The sequence below is a fragment of the Streptomyces sp. NPDC050388 genome (assembly GCF_040655635.1).
Lineage (GTDB): Bacteria > Actinomycetota > Actinomycetes > Streptomycetales > Streptomycetaceae > Streptomyces.
Genome location: NZ_JBFAKH010000017.1, coordinates 93,241 through 111,900 on the forward strand (window position 1 = coordinate 93,241; position 18,660 = coordinate 111,900).

Consider the following 18,660-nt stretch of genomic DNA (forward strand, 5'->3'; position numbering starts at 1 on the left):
GCTCTTGACCGCGGGGCCGACCCTGCCCTGAGATGAGACCGGGTCCCGTCGCACGCGCCCGCCGAAGGCCGTTCGCGGCCGGGACCGGCTCGGGCAGGGTTGTGCGGGAGGCGCGGTTGCTACCAGGACATGCGTCCCGGGACGTCCGCCGGGCCCGCGAGTTCGAGGCGTTCGTCGCGGGTGCGGCCGGGCGGCTGCTGCATGCCGCCACCCTGCTCACCGCGGAGGCGCGGGACGACAACCCCCGCGCGCGGCGCCTGCTGACCCTGGCTCTGGCCCACACGTACGCGTGCTGGGACCGGCTGCGCGGTGACGATCCCTACGACCGGACCCGCCAGTACCTGGCCACCCGCTTCGCCCGTACCGCCTGGCACGAGCGCGGCGGCCTGCTCCGCTCCCGTCCGCAGCCCGCGGGCCCGCTGGCCGGGCTCGGCCCGCAGGAGCGTCTGATCCTGGTGCTGCGGCTCTACGAGGATGTCGCCGAGGAGCAGACGGCGGCCCTGCTCGGCCTGTCCACGGACCGGGTCCGCGCGATCTGCAACCGCGCGACGACCGCGGTACTGGACCAGCGGCGGCGTGCGCCGACTCCGGCGGTGCGGGGCGTCAGGGCGGTGTCGTCATGAGCTGGGGCCGTGCGGCGGCCGTACGGCGGCTGCTGGAGCAGGCACCGCCACCGGTGCCGCCCGACCTGCACGCACAGGCCGTGCGCCGCGGTGCCCGCATGCTGCGGCGCAGGGCGCTCGCCCGCCGCCTGGGGTGGCTGGTGCTGCTCGCGGCGAGCCTGGCCCTCGTGATCTGGGCGCTGACCACGCACCCGTGGGTGGAGCCGCCGTCGGAGACGACTCCACCCCTGACGGGCTGGTGAACCGGCCGGGTGCGCACCGCGCCGGAGCCCCCGCGCGGCCTTACCGGCCGAGGGCCTGCTGGAGGTCTTCGAGCAGGTCGTCGATGTTCTCGATGCCCACAGAGAGGCGCACCAGGTCGCCGGGGACCTCGAGCGCGGAGCCGACCACGGACGCGTGCGTCATGCGCCCGGGGTGTTCGATCAGCGACTCGACGCCGCCCAGGGACTCGCCCAGCGTGAACACCTCGGCCCGGTCGCAGACCTCGACGGCCGCCTCCTCGCCGCCCTCCACACGGAAGGAGACCATGCCGCCGAAGGAGCGCATCTGCTTGGCGGCGACCTCGTGGCCGGGGTGCTCCGGCAGCCCCGGGTAGAGGACGCTCGTCACGCGCGCGTGCCGGCTGAGCATGTCGGCGACCTTGGTGGCGTTCTCGCTGTGCCGGTCCATGCGCACCGAGAGCGTCTTGGTGCCGCGCAGCACCAGCCAGGAGTCGAACGGCCCGGCGACCGCGCCCATCGCGTTCTGGTGGTAGGCCAGCTCCTCGCCGAGCTCCGCGTCGCCGGTGATCAGGGCGCCGCCGACGACGTCCGAGTGGCCGCCCATGTACTTGGTCAGGGAGTGCACGACGACGTCCGCGCCGAGCGCGATCGGCTGCTGGAGGTAGGGCGTGGCGAAGGTGTTGTCGACGACGAGGCGGGCGCCGGCGTCCCGGGCGACCTGGGCGACGGCGGCGATGTCGGTGATGCCGAGCAGCGGGTTGGAGGGGGTCTCCACCCACACGACCCTGGTCTTCGGGGTGATGGCGGCCCGGACGGCGGCCGGGTCGCTGGTGTCGGCCACCGACCACTCCACCCCCCAGCGGGCGACGACCTTGGCGAACAACCGGAACGTGCCGCCGTAGGCGTCGTTCGGGATCACCACGTGGTCGCCGGGGCTGAGCAGCGTACGCAGCAGGCAGTCCTCGGCCGCCAGCCCGGACGCGAACGCGAGGCCGCGGCGGCCGCCCTCCAGGGCGGCGAGGTTCTCCTCCAGCGCGGTCCTGGTCGGGTTGGCGCTGCGACTGTACTCGTAGCCGCCGCGCAGGCCGCCGACGCCGTCCTGCTTGTAGGTGGACACCTGGTAGATCGGCGGGACCACCGCGCCGGTCAGGGGGTCCGCGGTGTTGCCCGCGTGGATCGCGAGCGTCTCGAAGTGTTGACTGATGTGCCTGTCGCTCATGGGCCCCGAGGGTAGTCCGCACGCGGTGGACGACGCGTCAGGGAGTTCCCCACGCGCCCGGGAGTTTTCCACGGATCAGGCGGCAGGTTGGCCAATCTTCGGCGCGATCTGGTTCGCTGGTGAGTATGGAAATTCTCTTGGTCCTGCTCGGGCTGGTCATGATCGGCTTCGTGCTGGTGCCGTTCCTCAGGCGCACGCGCGGCGGGATCGCGCAGGTGTCGCCCGGCCATCCGGACGCGGCGGACCCTGCGGCCTACGGCTTCGTCCTCGAGGAGGAGCTGGACATCCGCATGCCCGGCCCCGACCAGGACCTTCTGGACGTCCTGGACCTGGTCCAGCGCACCCAGGACTATCGCGGGGCGCAGCAGCTGCTGGCCGGTACGGCCGCGACGAGCGAGCTGCGCTGGCAGCGCGTGCAGGCCTTCGCGGGCGCCGCCTCGCTGGAACTCGCCGCGCGGCCCGGCGGGGCCGGTGAGTCGCCGGGCGGGCAGTGGCTGCGGGCGTGGCGCGCCGAAGCGCCCAAGGACGCGGGCGGCGCGGCGGTGCACGCGGAGTTCCTGGTGCAGCAGGCGTGGCGTACGGCGACTCGGGGGACGGACGAGTTCCGGATCATCATGGAGGAGGCGAAGGCGGCGTGCGGTCAGGCGGCGCTGCTGGCTCCCGGCGATCCGGTCCCGTACATCGTGGAGCTCTCGGTGGCCCGTGGACTGGCCTACGAGCAGAAGGACTTCGAGCAGGTCTGGCTGAGGATCCTGGACCGCGCCCCGGCCCACATGGGGGCGCACCTGGCCGCGCTGCACTACTGGTGCGAGAAGTGGCACGGCTCGCGGGAGCTGGCGAACTCGTTCGCGGAGGCCGCGGCGGCACGCGCACCGCAGGGTTCGCTGCTGGCCGCGATGCCGCTGTTCGCCGTGTTCGAGCATCTGCCGGAGGTGAACCTGGTCAGCGGTTTCTACCAGAGCCAGGTGGTGACCAGGGCGGTCCACGGCGCGCTGCACGCGGTGCACTCGGCCCGCCCCGACGACCCGATGTCGGCGCACGTCCGGCACCTTCTGGTGTTCTTCCTGGTCCGGGGTGAGCGCTGGGCGGAGGCCATGAACCAGCTGGTACACATCGACGGCCACGTCGGCGCGCTGCCCTGGACCCTGTCCCCCGATCCCGCCGCGGAGTTCGCGGTCTACCGGGCCCTGGCGGTCGCGGGCTACGAGGCCAACGGCGGCAGCCCGGCCACGCTGCCGCACTGAGGCCGCGGGTCCGCCGCCGCCCGTGGCGTCCCGCATGCGGAGGGCCCGCCGGAAGCCGTGCTTCCGGCGGGCCCCCGCCCGGTGCTCAGCAGGGAGCCGGCGGGCGGCTCACTTGCCGTGGTAGGCGTTGTGGATCGAGATCGTCGACTGGTTGCCCTTCTTGTCGGTGATCTTGGCGCGGAAGGAGATCGCCTTCCCCTTGGCGGGGTTCTTGACGGTGATCTTGCCCTTCTTGACGTCGGTCTTCTTCCAGGTCTTCCCGGAGTCGTAGGAGACGTACACCGCGAGCGACTTGAGGTTCTTGCCCTTGGCGGCGCCCTCGACGGTGACCGGGAAGGTGACCTTCTTGCCCGCGGCGACCTTGCTGTCCAGTCCGGTGACCGCCTGGAAGCGGGCCGTGGAGGCGGGCAGTTGCTTCAGGCCGGAGGTCTTCTTGGAACGGAAGGTCCAGCTCGCGTCGATGCGGGTGGAGGCGGCGGCGACCTTGGCGCTGCGCTTGACCGAGGTCGTCAGCTTGTAGGCGGCGTCGCCGGAGGGAACCGCGAACTCCTCCTCCCCGAACAGCGGGTCGCCGTGGGAGCCGACCTTGGTGCCGTTGCGGTAGAGGCTGGTGGTGACCGAGGTGAACAGGGAGGAGCCGGGGTTACCCTTGCCGTCGGCGAACAGCGGGAGGAACCCGTAGATGCTGTTGCCGTCCCGGAAGAGGCCGAACTGCGAGGTGACACGCGGCCCGAAGACGGCCGTGTGCACGGTCCGGGAGTACTTCTTGCCGGCCTTGAGGGCCAGTGAGTCGCCGACGGTGTAACCGGCCTCGGTGATCGGCCAGCCGTCCGCGTCGACACCGCCCTGCTGCTCGAAGTCGAGGTCCCACTTCACCCCGCCCTTGGTGGACAGGTACAGGGTGCGGGTACCGGGCAGGGTCTGCGGGATGCCGATCGAGGAGGCGGAGTAGCTTCCCGGCAGCCAGCCGAAGGCGCCGACCGCGCCCTTCTTGCCGCTCGCCGCCGCGCCCAGGCCGACCTTCACCGTGGCCAGTTCGGACGCCTTGTAGGTGCGGGTGAAGCCGGTGGCGAGCTTCTTGACCTTGCCGCCGGTGACGGTGCTGTACTGCGTCTTGCTTCCCTTGCTCCAGTGGGCGTCCCACTGCTGGGTCAGCGAGCCGTCGGTGATCTGCGGGCCGAGGTGGGCGGAGCGGAAGTTGGCGTACGAGTCCAGCCACCAGCCGAAGCCGAAGACGGAATTCTTCGTCTCCACGATGTAGTCGGCCGAGGCGAACTCCGGCTTGGCCGCCTTGTCCGGCACGGTGATCTTCACCGGCTTGGCCTTGCGGGCGTCCACCGTGACGGTGGTGTTCTTGGTGACGCTCAGCTTGGGCTGGGCGATCCAGTCGGCGCCCTTCCACTTCTCCGGGTCGGTACCGACCAGGACGGAGGAGTCCAGGATGTAATCACCCTTGGGCAGACGGGCGGTGACGGTGCCGTCGGCGTCGTAGGGCCACTGGATCTTGTCGGCGCCCAGGCCGGAGACGCCGAGGAGGGCGGCGAAGTAGTTGCCGGTCGCCTTGCCGTCACGGCCGAGGAACTTCAGCTTCACGTCGTACGACTCGGCCTCCCGCTGCACCGCCGCGGCCGTGCGGACGGTCTGGCCGCCGCCCGTGGCGACCACGTACGCCGAGTAGGCGCCGTCGACCGTGCCGCCGAGCCGGGTGTCGACGGTGAAGTCGACGGAGGCCCTGCCGCCCGCGGGGACCGTCACCGTGGTGGCGCCCAGGGTGAAGAAGCCGGCCGGGGCGGCCTTGCCCTTGGGGTTGGTGGCGGTGGACGTCAGCTTCAGGGTGACGTCCTCGGTGCCGAGGTTGCGGTAGGTCAGCTGCTTGGTGACCGGCTTGTCGTCGGTGTGCGGCCACTGCTGGACGCCGAAGCTCACCGAGGCCGGGTCGGCGATCACCGTCTGCTGGACGGCCTTGTCGACCTGGATCCGCCCGGAGCCCTGCTCGAACGCCGTGTACGCGCCGCCCTTCGTGGAACCGGTGAGCGCGCCCTTCAGCTCCGTGTAGGTCCAGTCGGGGTGCTGCTGCTTCAGGAGCGCGGCCGCGCCCGCGACATGGGGGGTCGCCATCGACGTGCCCGAGATGGACATGTAGCCGGCCGGCTTCTCGCCGACCTCCTGGGCGATGAGGTTGCCCTTGGCCGAGGCGGCCGTGATGTCGACGCCGGGCGCGGTGACGTCCGGCTTGACGGCGCCGTCACCGACGCGGGGGCCGGTGGAGGAGAAGTCGGCGAGCTTGTCCTTGTCGTCCACGGCGCCGACCGTGAGGGCGGCGTCGGCGCTGCCGGGCGAACCGATCGACTCCGGGCCCTCGTTGCCCGCCGCGATGGCGAACAGGATGCCCTTCTCGGCGGAGAGCTTGTTGACCGCCGCTTCCATCGGGTCGATCTCGGCGGTGTCTCCGCCGCCCAGGCTCATGTTGACGACGTCGGCGCCCTGCGCGGCCGCCCACTCCATGCCGGCGAGGATGCCGGAGTCGTCACCGAAGCCGAAGTCGTCGAGGACCTTGCCGTTGAGGACCTTGGCACCGGGGGCGACGCCCTTGTACTTGCCTCCGCTCTTCGCGCCGGTACCGGCCGCGATCGCCGCGACGTGGGTGCCGTGGCCGACCTTGTCGCCCGTGCTCGACGAGCTGGTGAAGTTCTTGGACGCGGTCACCTGGCCCTTCAGGTCCGGGTGGGTCGCGTCGACACCGGTGTCCAGGACGGCGATCTTCACGCCCTTGCCGTCGTAGCCGGCGGCCCACGCCTTGGGGGTGCCGATCTGCGCGACGGACTTGTCCAGGGCGGCCTTGCGGACGCCGTCGAGCCAGACGTGGGCGATGCCGGACGCGGTCCGGTCGCCGTCGGTGACCGCCTTCCACAGGTCGGGCGTTTCCTCGTGCGGGGTCTGCACCGCGTCCGCGTTCAGGGCGGTGAGGGTCCGGCGGAGGGTGCCGGCGTCGCGGACGTCGGCCTTCGCGGCGGCGGCCCGGCCCTGGTACCCCACGATGACCTTCAGGCCCCGCTGCTGGGAGCGTCGGGTGGAGTCCTTGCCGAGTTCGGTGATGTCGAAGAGCCGCCGGTCGAGCTTGCCGCTCGCGACCAGCCGGGCGGCGTCCGCCGGCAGCACGTGGGTGTGGCCGCCCGACCTGTGGATCTGGACGGGTATGTGCTCCCTCCCCTTGGCCCGCTCCAGGCCGACCACGCGGCCCTTGGCGTCCACGGCGACCCGGTCACCGGTGATGAGGGTGATGCGGTGCTTGGCCTTCGGCGAGGACGAGGCCTTCGCCTGCGCCGCGTTCGTGTGCGCCGGTCCGGACGCCCCGGCGGCCGTACCGGACGCGGTGCCCGCCGCCGTCCGTTCCCCGTTCGCCGACGCCGGGCCGGTCATGCCCGCCACGAGCGCCACGGCGGCCGCCGTGGCGACCGTGGCCGCGCCCGTCGCGCGCGCTCTCTTGAGTTGTCTGCGCAAGGTTCCCCCTAGCTGAGTTGCCGGGCGAATTCCCCTTCACCCGGCCGGGGGTGGTCTCGTACGCGTGTGCGCACCCCCCGGGTCACGCAGTATGCCGAGTGGTGATGAAACGCCTCAAGGGGCCCAGGAGAAGAACACCGAGTCGACGGGTATCTGTGACACCACTGCCGGAACTCCGTTACCTGATCGACGGGTTGAGGAAGCCCGGACGTCCGCGCGGGCCGGGTGCCGAGCGGCGGTCACGTCCCGGTCGTCCCCCGGTCACGCCCCGGCCGCACTCCCTCCGGCCGCGTTGTCAGTGGCCGGGGATAGCTTCCATCGTGTTGGCGTCGAAGTGGCGCGGACGTCCCCTTTCGCATGCATGGGAGATGGTGCGTTGTCCGTCTGGGAGAGGTCGAGCACGGCACGGGTGGTGCCGCCCGCGAGGCCGCGGAAGCTGTCCAAGGTGCCGTTCGTCGAGCTGGCGGACGGGCGGCTGCAGGGAGTGGTGTCCAGCGGGTCGGACATCGGGCGCGTGTACGTGTCGTCCGTCGTCGCCGGGACCTACGCGTTCGCGTGCAGCACCAACAACAACCGTCCCTGCGGCGGCGCGCGGGGGTGGTTCTGCAACCACATCCGGGCCCTGGTCGACGAGGCCGTGGTGCAGTACGGCGCCGAGCGCGTGGCCCGGTACCTGAAGGCCGAGGTGGCGGACGGCGAGCTCGACGCGGACGCCCTCACCACCGCCATGACGCGGACACGGCCCGCGCAGGGTGACACCTCGGCCGCGGCGCCCGTGTTCAGCCGGTTCCTGCGGCACCTGGCATACCTCGAGCTCGCCCCGAGCACCGCGCCGCTGCCCGAGATGCAGTGGTTCCCGACGACGAGGGCGGCGGCCTGATGCGCACCGATCTGCTGTTCGACGGCGTCGACGGTCTCGACGAGGCCCTCGCGGCCGTGGACGCCTTCGACGCGGCGCTCGTCGCCGGCCTGCTCCGACCTCAACCCGAACAGGCCTCCGAAGTAATGGAGTTGGCCGACGCCGTGGCCGGGACCCCGCTCGCCGCGCGGGTCGGCGAGGCGGCCGACAGGACGGCGGCCGGGGCCGCGGGCGAGGACCACTTCGTCGCACTGGCCGCCGCCCGCTGCGCGCTGCTCGGCTCCGTGCACGACGCGCTGACCGCTCGCGTGACGGAGGCCGTCGGCCGTCCCCTCGCCGAGGAGGCCCCGGTGGCCGGGACCGACGGCGCGGACCACGCGACGAACCTGCTCGCCGCCGCCCGTAGTTGGCTGTGCGACCTCGCACGGGCCGGCTGGCAGGGCATCGACCACGAGCTGGTCGCCGGTGCCGCACCCGTCGTCTCCGCGATGCTGCCCGACCCGGCGCTGCGCCGACAGGCCACGTTGCTGGACGGATTCGCCGCCGAACTCGCCGCGTCCTGCCCGGGGGCCACCCTGGAGCGGATACCGGTGCGCCGGTGGGCGGACCTGTGGTCACGGGCCCTGCTGCTGACCGTGCCCCGAGCGACCGGCACCTCCGCGAGGGGTACGGCCACCGGCCGCCTGCTGCCGCTCGGGGTCGACGTGCAGGAGCACGCGACCGCCGTACAGGCCCAGGTCCACGCGGTGTTCGAGCCCGCCGACGGCTCCGTGCCCCGGCTGGTGCGGGCCGCCGCGTCCGCCCCGAAGCCCGACACCGTCGTCGGGGCGGGTCTGTGGCAACTGCTGCGCCCGCACCTGTCCCTGCTGACCGCCGTGAGCGAGGGCCGCGCGATGGACCTCGACGCCATGCCCGTCACCGCCGAGGGCGACCTGCTCTGGGACGACGCGCACGCCCGCATGGGCGAACCGGCCGACGCCTTCACCACCGCGCGCGTGGCCCTGCCCACGGCCGCCGCGGCGGCGACCGCGCCGCTGGACCGCCACCCGGCCCGGATCGCCGTTCCCGTCCTGCTGGAGGGATACGAGGCACACATGGACGACGACGGGACGGCGTTCGAGATCGCCGGGCACCGCCTGGCCGTCGACACCGACCGGACACCCGCCGCCGGACCGCTCACCGCGGAGGCCGTCGCCGCGTCCGTCGCGTGCATGGCGCTGCTCCGCTGGGACGCCGGGGAGTTCCACGTCCAGCCGCTGGCCGTGGAGAGGACCGTGCGGAAGAAGACCGTCGCCGTCCACGCCGGCGCGTGGGCCGGGGGCACCACCGACAAGGCCGGTGTCCGCGCGGAGAAGGCCGCCACCGGCGCCGTCGACGCGCTCCGCGAACGAGCCGGAAGGCTGCTGCGGAAATGACCGACCCCACCACCGCACCGGCCGTCGGCCCCGCCACCGCTCCGGCCGCCGTGCCCGACCCGCACGACAACCGGCGCCAGGTGCTGTACTGGCGGCTGCTGGCCCGGCTGTTCGACCCGGAGGAGCAGGCCTCTCTGGAGTCGGCGAGCCTGGCCGTGGTCGAGGACATCGGACTGCCGCCCGCACTGCTCGACCCGGGCGCCTCCGTCGACTCCGTGGTGCAGCGGCACCCGGAGCTGGCCGCCGAGTTCGACGGGCTGATGGCCCCCGAGCCGGAGGACGACGACGCCCGCGACCGGGCCGCCGAGGTGCGGCGCGCGGCCCTCGTCTCCAAGGTCCTGCTGAACGTCTTCTCCACCGGCTCCGGCGCCGTCACCGCCGAGCAGCTGGCCCGCTGGCAGTCCGACGCGGGCTGGCTGGAGCGGGCGCTCGGCTGCCGGCCCGGTGAGCTGCGGGGCGGACGCGGCGGCGCGAGCGGCGGCGTCGGTGCGGACGGCCAGGGCGTCAGCCCGGCCGGTGGCGGCGGTGGCGGGCGCACACCCGACCTCAGCCGGCTGATCCCCGCCATCGGCCCGGAACTCGGCTCCCTCGAGGCCGGTCTGGTCAAGCGGATGCGGCTGCGCGAGGTGCTGGCCGACCCGCAGCTGGCCGCGCGGCTGACGCCCAGCATGTCCCTGATCGAGCAGCTGCTGCGGGACAAGGACAACCTCTCCGGTGTGGCCCTGGCGAACGCCAAGTCGCTGATCCGCCGTTACGTCGACGAGGTCTCCCAGGTCCTGCGCACCCAGGTGGAGAAGGCCACGGTCGGTGAGATCGACCGGTCCGTCCCGCCCAAGCGGGTCTTCCGCAACCTCGACATCGACCGCACCATCTGGAAGAACCTCACCAACTGGAGCCCGGAGGAGGAGCGGCTCTACGTCGACCGCCTCTACTACCGGCACACCGGCCGCAAGACGACACCGCAGCGGCTGATCGTCGTCGTGGACCAGTCGGGCTCCATGGTCGACTCGATGGTCAACTGCACCATCCTGGCCTCCATATTCGCCGGGCTGCCGAAGGTGGACGTCCACCTGATCGCCTACGACACCCAGGCACTGGACCTCACGCCCTGGGCGCACGACCCGTTCGAGACCCTGCTGCGCACCCGGCTCGGCGGCGGCACCGACGGCACCGTCGCCATGGCGCTCGCCCAGCCGAAGATCGCCGAGCCGCGCGACACCGTCGTGGTGTGGATCTCCGACTTCTACGAATGGCGCACCGACGAGCTGTTCGAGAGCATGGCCGCCATCCACCGCTCGGGGGCGAAGTTCATCCCGGTCGGTTCGGTGACCAGCGCCGGGCGCGGCAGCGTCAACCCGTGGTTCCGGGAGCGTTTCAAGGACCTCGGCACGCCGGTGATCTCCGGCCACATCAAGAAGCTCGTGCACGAACTCAAGACGTTCCTCACCTGATTCCCCTGACTCCTCGGGTCCTTCTGACCCCTCTCCTCCTGATCCCCCCTGTTCCCCGGGATCTCTTTCTCGAGCACCGAACGGAAAGGCCCTCACCCGATGTCCGACCTGCTGCGCGCGCCCGCCGAGATCAAGTACGCCGAGGAACTGGACTGGCTGGAGTCGATCGACGACGGCGCCAAGCCGTTCTCCTGGCGGCTGTCCCCGAAGATGGTCCGGCTGTTCATCCTCGGCTCCGAGCGCTCCGACGGCCTGGACCGGGAGGTCTCCCAGAAGTGGTTCGGCGACCGGAGCTTCGTCGAGCGTTCCATCGTCACCCTCGCCTCCGACCGCGGTCTGCTCCTGATCGGCGACCCCGGCACCGGCAAGAGCTGGCTGGCCGAGCTGCTGTCCGCGGCGATCAGCCGCAACTCCACCCTCGTGGTGCAGGGCACGGCCGGCACCACCGAGGACCACATCAAGTACTCCTGGAACGTGTCCATGGTCATCGCCAAGGGCCAGTCCAGGGAGTCGATGATCCCGTCGCCGATCATGACCGCGATGGAGACGGGTTCGATCGGCCGCTTCGAGGAACTGACCCGCTCCACCAGTGACGTCCAGGACGCGCTGATCTCCATACTCTCCGAGAAGTACATCTCGGTGCCCGAGCTGGAGAGCGGCGGCAGCGACAACATCGTCTTCGCCAAGCCGGGCTTCTCGATCATCGCCACCGCCAACAGCCGCGACCGCGGGGTCAACGACCTCTCCTCCGCGCTGAAGCGCCGCTTCAACTTCGTGCGCATCCCGGTCGTGACGAACAAGAAGAGCGAGGCGGAGATCGTCCGCTTCCGCACCGAGGAGCTGCTGCGCCGCCACTCGATCGAACTGGAGGTGCCGCCCACCCTGCTCGACGTGCTGCTGCAGAGCTTCGCCGACCTGCGCGCCTCCGCCGCCGCGGCCGGGAGCGACGACGAGAAGCTGGAGTCCGCGCTGTCGACGGCCGAGCAGATCGGCGTGCTGGAGGACGCCGTGCTGCACAGCAACTTCTTCGGTGAGCGCGCGCTGACCGCCCGTACCCTCGCCTCCTCCCTCGTCGGTTCTCTCGCCCGTCGGGAGCCGGAGGACCTGGCCATCCTCAACAAGTACCTGCACGGTGTGGTCGAGCCGCGCAGCAAGGAGCAGGGCGGCTCCTGGCCCGAGTTCCTGGAGGGCGGCCGGGACGCGATCGCCACGCTGTCATGAGTGCCACCCCCAAGAACCCCGTGAGTCCCGAGAGTCCCGAGAACCCCGCGAACCCGGTCGCCGCGCGGGAGAGCACCTTCGCCGCGCTGCGCGACCAACTCCACCAGGCCGCCGCCACGTTCGCCGGCGGGCCCGACGCCCTGGAGGACATCCTCCTGGGCATGGTCGACGACGTGGACCGCGCGGTGCGCGAGCCGCTGGAGATCTTCCCCGTCTGCCACCACTCGCCCGCCTCCGCCCTCGCGATGGCCCGCCGCCTGCGCGAGAAGCAGCCCAAGGTGGTGTACCTGGAGCTGTGCGAGGACATGGCGCCGCTCCTCACCGAGCTGCGCAACTGTCGGCTCCCGGTGGCCGTCCAGGCGTTCGCGAGCGAGGTGGAGGGCTTCCCGCCCGAGTGGGCGCCGCTGTCGGTGGTCGCGCCGATCACCGAGGCGTCCGCCGAGTACCAGGCGATCGCGTACGCGCTGGACACGCCGGGCGTCGAACTGGTCCTCGTCGACCGGTCCTCCGACCACGTCTTCCAGTGGGACAGCCGGGGGGAGCGCGCCCCGGAGCCTGCCGAGGACGGCACGGACGGCGCAGGCGGTGCGGGCGACGGGACCGCGCTGCACGGCGAGGCCGTCGGTGTGGAGATCGGTGACCTGCGGCCGCGCTTCGCCGAGCTGGAGGAGCACCTGCTGCGGCACGGCAAGGTGCGGCACTGGTCGGAGTGGTGGCACCAGTACGTCGAGCTTCCGCTCGGCGGCGGCGACCACCAGACCTACCGCCAGGTCATGCTCCTCATCGGCAGTCTGTTCCGGCGGCTCGCCCCCGGTGACGCGTCACGGGTGCGGGTGGACGAGGACCGCGAGCGGTACATGTGGACCCGGATGCGCGAGCACCTGGCCGCGACCGGCACCGACCCCGAGGACTGCCTGTACGTCTGCGGCGCGTTCCACGCGGCCAGCAGGGTCGAGGAGTTCGGGGTGCACGGCACCGGCACGTTCGAGATCTCGCCGCGCTCGGCCACGACCTGGCAGTACGGGCTGATCCCGTCCAGTCACGCGGCGATCGAGGCGCAGTTCGGTCTCGCCGCCGGCTCGGTGTCCATCGCGGCGACCGAATGGGCGAAGAGCCTCAGGCGCACCCGGGTCCGGCCGTACCGGCTGGAGGGACAGGCCGGGACGAAGAAGTCCCGGGCGAAGCAGACCGCCGTACCGGCCGTGTCGGCTCTGTCGGCTGTGCCCGCCGCCACGGACAAGCTGTCCGGCTTCCTGCGCCGGCCGCCCGTCCTCGACGCCCTGGACGAGGCCGAACTGCTCGGCTGGTCGGTGGACATCGTGCGCGCGGCCCGGCGCAACGGCTACCTGGCCTCCACCGCCGACGCCATCGCCGTCTTCGAGACGTCGATCCTGCTCGCCGGGATGCGGGACCGGGCCAAGCCCACGCCGTACGACTTCCAGGACGCGGCGGTCACCTGCATCGAGAAGGACGCGGTGCCCGGGCGCCGGGACGTGCGGCGGCTCGTCGAGATCATGATGGGCGGCGACCGGATCGGCCAAGTCGGCTACGACTCGCTGCCGCCGCTGGCGCGCGACGTGCACGACCGGCTGGAGCCGCTGGGGCTGAAGCTCCAGCAGCGGGGCGTGCGGCGGGCCCTGCTGGACATGGCCTCCCGGCCTGAGCTGCGGGCCTGCTCCGACGTGCTGTGGATGCTGCGCCGGCTGCTGCCGCAGGGCGCGGCCCGGACCGTCATGGGCGAGCGCGGGCTCGGCGAGCGGTCGATCCAGGAGTCCTGGGACCTGGCGCTCGGCACCCATCAGCGGGCCCTGATCGAGCTGGGCTACGAGGGCGTCAGCATCGAGCAGGTCCTGGAGCAGCGGCTGCGCCGCGCCGCGTACGCGCCGCAGGCGACGGCGGCGACGGTCCTCGAAGCCGTCGAGGACGCGACGCTGTACCTGGGCGGCCGGCGCCTGGCCGACGAGCTGGGGACGCGCGCGCTGGAGGTACTGGCCTCCGAGCGCAGTGTCGACGGCGCGCCGGAGGTGCTGCGCCGGGTGCGCCGACTGCTCGGGTACTACCGGACCAGCGAGCCGGTGCTGCCGCCGTGGATCGAGTCCTTCGTCAAGGCCGGTTACGCGCACTACTGCACGCTGCTGCCGACGGCGTTCACGGACGAGGACGCGACGGCGGGTCAGGTCGCGGCGATGCTGGGCTTCCTGTTCAGCATGGAGAGCCTGGCGCTGTCGCTGGGCTGCGACAGGGCGCAACTGGAGCTGGCGGTCGCCCAGTCCCACCCCGAGGACCCGTCGAAGACGGCTCTGCTGTGGGCGGCGCAGGTGCAGCTCGGCATCCTGTCCCGTGAGCAGTTGCGGGCGCGGTGCGACGAGCTGCTGGCCAACCCGCTGGTGGTGCCCGCGTATCCGCGCTACCTCAGCGGCTTCGTGCACGCGCTGGAGCCGGTACCGGGCCTGGCGGACGTGGTCGTGGAGGCGGTGTCGAACGCGTTCGGCAGACTGCCCGACGCGGTGCTGCTGCCGTGGCTGCCGACGCTGATCAGCACGCTGCGGTCGGGTGCGGCGGACCTCGCGCCGCTGCTGATCCGCGAGGCCGGGCGGATCTTCCCGGCCCGGCTGGCGGCGCTGGACGCGTGGGTGCCGCCGTGGCGGGCCCCGGCTCCGGCTCCCGTCCACCGCGCGGGGCGGGCGGGGGAGGAGATACGGCGTGGCGCCGTGCTGCCGCCCGCGTACCCGGCGGCGTTCGACGCGGTCGCGGAGCTGCTGGGCTGCGAGGACGCCTGGGCACCGGCCGCCGTCCCGGCCGCCCCGGCGGGCGTGGCGCTGCTGCCCGCGTACCCGGCGACCTGCGACGCGGTCGCCGAGCTGCTGGGCTGCGAGGACGCCTGGGCACCGGCCGGGCCGCCCCCGGCGGGCGGTGCCGCCCTCCTGTCCCGCCACCCGGAGGCGGCGACGGCCCTGGAGTCACTCCTCGCGAACGGCTGACGGGGCACCCGGAAAGCGACGCGCTCCCGGCCACCGGATCCGTTCCGGCCGGGGGCGCGTCGCCGTACGCCGTCCGCGTGCCCGGTCAGACGGCCGGGTTCTCCTTCACCGTGATGCGGCCCTTGCGGATGGTCGCCACGCGCGGTGCCCGTTTCGCCAGGGACGAGTCGTGGGTGACCATGACGAAGGTGAGCCCCAGCTCCTTCCACATGCGGATCAGTACGTCCATGATCTCGTCGCGCATCGACTCGTCGAGGTTTCCGGTGGGTTCGTCGGCGAGCAGCACCTTCGGCTCCTTCACCAGCGCCCGCGCGATGGCCACCCGCTGCTGCTGGCCGCCGGACATCTCGGCGGGCAGGTGCCCGAGCCGTTCGCCGAGTCCGACCGACGCCAGCGCCTCGGCGGCCTTCTCCCGCCGCTCCCCGGCCCTCACCCCGAGCGGTACGAGGGCGGTCTCGACGTTCTCCTGCGCGGTGAGGGTCGGGATCAGGTTGAAGGACTGGAAGACGAAGCCGATGTTCTCGCTGCGCACCCGGGTGAGCCGGGCCTCGGGCAGCGTGGCGAGGTCGGTGCCGTCGAGGACGACCTCGCCGGAGCTGGGCCGGTCGAGGCCGCCGAGCATCTGCAGCAGCGTGGACTTGCCGCCACCGGTGGGTCCCTGGATGACGAGCCGGTCGCCGTCGGGGATCGTCAGATCGACGCCGTCGAGGGCGTGCACGGTTTCCCTGCCGCGGGTGTGGTGCCGGGTGACGCCTCTGAGTTCGTACATGGGTGTGGGTCAACTCCTGGAGTGATTAAGAGCGTGAGGGCCCCGGGCCTGCCCCCGGGCCTGCGCCGGGCGGGCGCTATGCGACGCGGCGCAGCGCGTCCGCGGGCCGGAGGCGGGAGGCGCGCCAGCCGCCGAAGGCCCCGGCGACGAGACCGCCGGCCACGGCGAGGCCGACCGCGAGGGCGATGGTGGTGAGGCCGACCGGTGCGGTGAGGGCGACGTCGAGTGTCTTGGCGGCCGCCTGCCGTACGGGACCGGCCGTGCCACCGCCGCCGGGACCACCACCGGGGCCGCCCGCACCGCCCCCTCCGGCGCCGAGCCGGGCCTGGAGGGTGGGGCTCATCGCGGTGACCGCGTACGCGCCCGCCAGTCCCAGCGCGATGCCGAGGGCACCGCCGACCAGGCCGTGCACGACGGCCTCACCGACCACCTGTCGGGTCACCCGGCCCGACGTCCAGCCCAGCGCCTTCAGCGTGCCGAACTCCCGCACCCGGCGGGAGACCGCCGAGGAGGTGAGCAGCCCGGCGACGAGGAACGCGGTCGCCAGTACCGCGATCGACAGCCACTTGCCGACGCCGGTGGCGAGGGAGGAGGCGGTGGACAGTGAGCCGGAGACGGTGTCCGCGAGGTCGGCGGAGGTGGTGACCGTGGTTCCCGCGACGTTCTTCTGGATGCCCGACTTGACGGCGTCGAGCTGCTGGGAGTCGGTCGCCCTGACGTAGATCGTGGTGACCTCGTCCTTGGCATCGGCGAGCTTCTGAGCCTGTTTCAGCGGAATGTAGAGGTTGGCGGCGGCGTCCCCGCTGTCGGCGGTGACGACACCGATGATCTTGTACTTGGTGCCCTTGACCGTGATCGTGTCACCGGTCTCGAGCTTCTTCTCCTTGGCGTGGGCGGAGTCGACGACGGCCACCTTCGCGTCGGTCTCGCTCGCCTCGAAGGTACGGCCGCTGGTGATCCGGGAGGAGGTCAGCGGGCCGAGTTCCGGCTCGGTGACGTCGGTGCCGTAGACGGAGTAGCTGTTGACGTCGAAGTCGGCGCCGCCGCCCTGCACGCGCCCCTCGGGGGCCGGCTGGACCCCGCCCGGGCCTCCGTCCCGACCGCCCTGGCCGTCCTGTCCGCCGTCCTGCTGGAACCGGCCGCGGGTGAACTCGCCGCTGACCTTGACGACCTGGAGACTCAGACCGCCCACCGCGTCGGCGACACCGCTCTGTTCGCCGACCGTGTCCACGGTGGAGCTCGCCAGGGTCTGGAAGCCCTGCACCATGACGTGGTCGGTGCTCTGCTCCTCGCCGGAACCGTCCTCCTGGGCGTCGAAGCGGAATCGCGGCCGTTCCTGGGCCGTCGATGCCTCGGCGGCCTTGGTCACCGTCATGTCCGTGCCCAGCCCGTACAGCGACTGCAGGACCTTCTCCTGCGCCTTGCCCATGCCCGAGGACACGGAGTCGACCACGATGACCAGCGCGATGCCGAGTGCGAGACCGGAGGCGACGACGAGGGCCGCCTTTCTGCGGCGGCGCAGTTCGCGCCTCAGGTAGGTGAAGAACATGAGGGCAAACTAGGGACGGTCCCTGATGAAGTGTTGAGTCCGCGCTGAGAGCCGGATGAGAAGACTCCATGAGAACGACGACGTCGCCGCCCGCCCCTTCGAGGGGGCGGGCGGCGACGTCGTCCAGGTGGAATGTGCTGCGGCGAGCGGCCGGTGTCAGACCGCCGAACCCGCCTTCCACTGGGCCCAGTCCATGTTCCAGCCGTTGAGGCCGTTGTCCGGGGCGATGGTCTTGTCGCCGGTGTTCTTCACGACGACCACGTCGCCGACGATGGAGTTGTCGTAGAACCAGGCGCCCGGCGTGTTCGGGTCGTCGGCGCCCTGGGTGTCGGCCAGACCGATGCAGCCGTGGCTGGTGTTGGCGTTGCCGAAGATGGACTTGGCGCCCCAGTAGTTGCCGTGGAGGAAGGTGCCGGAGTTGCTCAGGCGCATGGCGTGCGGCACGTCCTTGATGTCGTACTCGCCCTTGCCGTCGTCGTCGGTGAAGCCGACGGTCGCGCCGTCCATCCGGGTCTCCTTGAACTTCTCGGAAATAACCATCTGGCCCTCCCACGTCTTGTTCTCGGGGGACCCGGCGGAGATCGGGATCGTCCGGACGGTCTTGCCGTCCTGCATGACCTTCATCTGCTTGGTCTCGGCGTCGACGACCGAGACCTGGTTGCGGCCGATCTTGAAGTTGACCGTCTTCTGCTGGACGCCGTAGACACCCTCGGCACCCTCGACGCCGTCGAGCGCCAGCTTCAGGGTGACGGTGGAGTTCTCCTGCCAGTAGTCCTCGGGACGGCAGTCCATCCGGTTGGCGTTGAACCAGTGACAGGCGACCTCCTGACCACTGGTGCTGGAGACGGTGATGCCCTTCTGGACCTCGGCCTTGTTGGTGATCGCCTTGTCGAAGTTGATCGACACCGGCATGCCGACGCCCACGGTCGAGCCGTCGTCCGGGGTGAAGGTGCCGATGAAGCTGTTGTCCGGGGCGACCGTGGTGAACGACGCGTTCTCGTGGGCGGCGCGGCCCTCGGAGTCCTTCGCGCTGACCGACAGCTTGTAGGTGGTGGCGCGCTCCAGCTGGCTGCTGGGCTTCCAGCTCTTCTTGTCGGCAGATATCTCACCCTCGACGACGGTGCCGTCGGTGGCCGTCATCTCCACCTCGGTGAGGGTGCCCTTGGTCACGGCCACCGCGGCGGAGTTGTTGATGGAGGCGTTGTTCGAGCCGTCCTTCGGCGTGATCTTGATCTGGGCCTCGGAGGTCTTCTTGGCCGCCGCCTCGTCGACCTGGGCCTGCGACGCGCCCTTGCCGTCACCCCCACCGGAGGCGGTGTCGTCGCCGCCGGAGCATGCCGAGAGCACCATCACTCCACCGAGCAGAGCGGACGCAGCCATCAGACCCCTGCGCCGCTTACCGTCCGTCATCACACGCTTCTCCATCATCGCCGCTTCCCCGAACCCCGCGGTCCCCCGCGCCCGAAGCTGAGAGTCCCCGTCAATCGTTTCAACGCTAAGACCGCTGGGTCCCGTTCCCCATGGGCCACGAATGTGGGGCTCACCACGTCCCTCGCGGCCGGGCGGGGTTCCGGCCCGTGCGCCACCTGAGACGCCGTGGCCCCGGG

The 18,660-nt window shown here is 71.8% G+C and carries 13 protein-coding genes; 8 read left to right on the forward strand and 5 right to left on the reverse strand.

Going from position 1 to position 18,660, the window contains the following annotated elements:
- Positions 1-116 precede the first annotated feature (116 nt).
- Positions 117-623: a sigma factor-like helix-turn-helix DNA-binding protein gene (locus AB0I73_RS12705; protein WP_363036559.1), complete on the forward strand. Its 507-nt coding sequence runs from the start codon at positions 117-119 to the stop codon at positions 621-623.
- Complete coding sequence (locus tag AB0I73_RS12710) at positions 620-865, forward strand: hypothetical protein (protein ID WP_363036561.1); 246 nt, start codon at positions 620-622, stop codon at positions 863-865. Before AB0I73_RS12705 ends, AB0I73_RS12710 begins: the two co-directional genes overlap by 4 nt.
- A 40-nt stretch (positions 866-905) precedes the next feature.
- Here the strand turns inward: AB0I73_RS12710 and AB0I73_RS12715 are convergent, their stop codons facing one another.
- Positions 906-2,063: a cystathionine gamma-synthase gene (locus AB0I73_RS12715; protein WP_363036563.1), complete on the reverse strand. Its 1,158-nt coding sequence runs from the start codon at positions 2,061-2,063 to the stop codon at positions 906-908.
- Positions 2,064-2,188: 125 nt separating this feature from the next.
- Here AB0I73_RS12715 and AB0I73_RS12720 point away from each other — a divergent pair, with 125 nt between their 5' ends.
- A complete protein-coding gene (locus tag AB0I73_RS12720) occupies positions 2,189-3,307 on the forward strand; it encodes a hypothetical protein (protein ID WP_363036565.1) in 1,119 nt (372 codons plus the stop codon).
- A gap of 108 nt (positions 3,308-3,415) precedes the next feature.
- Here AB0I73_RS12720 and AB0I73_RS12725 read toward each other — a convergent pair whose 3' ends face one another.
- On the reverse strand, positions 3,416-6,808 hold the full coding sequence (locus AB0I73_RS12725) for a S8 family serine peptidase (RefSeq protein ID WP_363036567.1): 3,393 nt from the start codon (positions 6,806-6,808) through the stop codon (positions 3,416-3,418).
- Positions 6,809-7,169: 361 nt separating this feature from the next.
- Here AB0I73_RS12725 and AB0I73_RS12730 point away from each other — a divergent pair, with 361 nt between their 5' ends.
- From AB0I73_RS12730 to AB0I73_RS12750, 5 genes are all read left to right on the forward strand, one after another.
- Positions 7,170-7,688, forward strand: a complete 519-nt coding sequence (locus AB0I73_RS12730; protein ID WP_363036569.1) for a hypothetical protein — start codon at positions 7,170-7,172, stop codon at positions 7,686-7,688.
- A complete protein-coding gene (locus AB0I73_RS12735; protein ID WP_363036571.1) occupies positions 7,658-9,082 on the forward strand; it encodes a hypothetical protein in 1,425 nt (474 codons plus the stop codon). Before AB0I73_RS12730 ends, AB0I73_RS12735 begins: the two co-directional genes overlap by 31 nt.
- On the forward strand, positions 9,079-10,533 hold the full coding sequence (locus AB0I73_RS12740) for a VWA domain-containing protein (RefSeq protein WP_363036573.1): 1,455 nt from the start codon (positions 9,079-9,081) through the stop codon (positions 10,531-10,533). Before AB0I73_RS12735 ends, AB0I73_RS12740 begins: the two co-directional genes overlap by 4 nt.
- A gap of 99 nt (positions 10,534-10,632) precedes the next feature.
- The gene (locus AB0I73_RS12745) at positions 10,633-11,754 is read left to right on the forward strand and encodes an AAA family ATPase (RefSeq protein WP_363036575.1); all 1,122 of its coding nucleotides are present in this window, start codon (positions 10,633-10,635) and stop codon (positions 11,752-11,754) included.
- On the forward strand, positions 11,751-14,735 hold the full coding sequence (locus AB0I73_RS12750) for a hypothetical protein (RefSeq protein ID WP_363036577.1): 2,985 nt from the start codon (positions 11,751-11,753) through the stop codon (positions 14,733-14,735). Before AB0I73_RS12745 ends, AB0I73_RS12750 begins: the two co-directional genes overlap by 4 nt.
- Before the next feature lie 85 nt (positions 14,736-14,820).
- Here AB0I73_RS12750 and AB0I73_RS12755 read toward each other — a convergent pair whose 3' ends face one another.
- The 3 genes from AB0I73_RS12755 to AB0I73_RS12765 all read right to left on the reverse strand — a co-directional run bounded on the left by AB0I73_RS12755 (position 14,821) and on the right by AB0I73_RS12765 (position 18,463).
- Positions 14,821-15,504 (reverse strand): ABC transporter ATP-binding protein, encoded by a 684-nt coding sequence (locus tag AB0I73_RS12755; protein WP_363036579.1) that lies wholly within the window; start codon positions 15,502-15,504, stop codon positions 14,821-14,823.
- A gap of 76 nt (positions 15,505-15,580) precedes the next feature.
- Positions 15,581-17,053: an ABC transporter permease gene (locus AB0I73_RS12760; RefSeq protein ID WP_363036581.1), complete on the reverse strand. Its 1,473-nt coding sequence runs from the start codon at positions 17,051-17,053 to the stop codon at positions 15,581-15,583.
- 156 nt (positions 17,054-17,209) lie between these two features.
- Positions 17,210-18,463 (reverse strand): Ig-like domain-containing protein, encoded by a 1,254-nt coding sequence (locus AB0I73_RS12765; RefSeq protein ID WP_363036583.1) that lies wholly within the window; start codon positions 18,461-18,463, stop codon positions 17,210-17,212.
- Positions 18,464-18,660 lie beyond the last annotated feature (197 nt).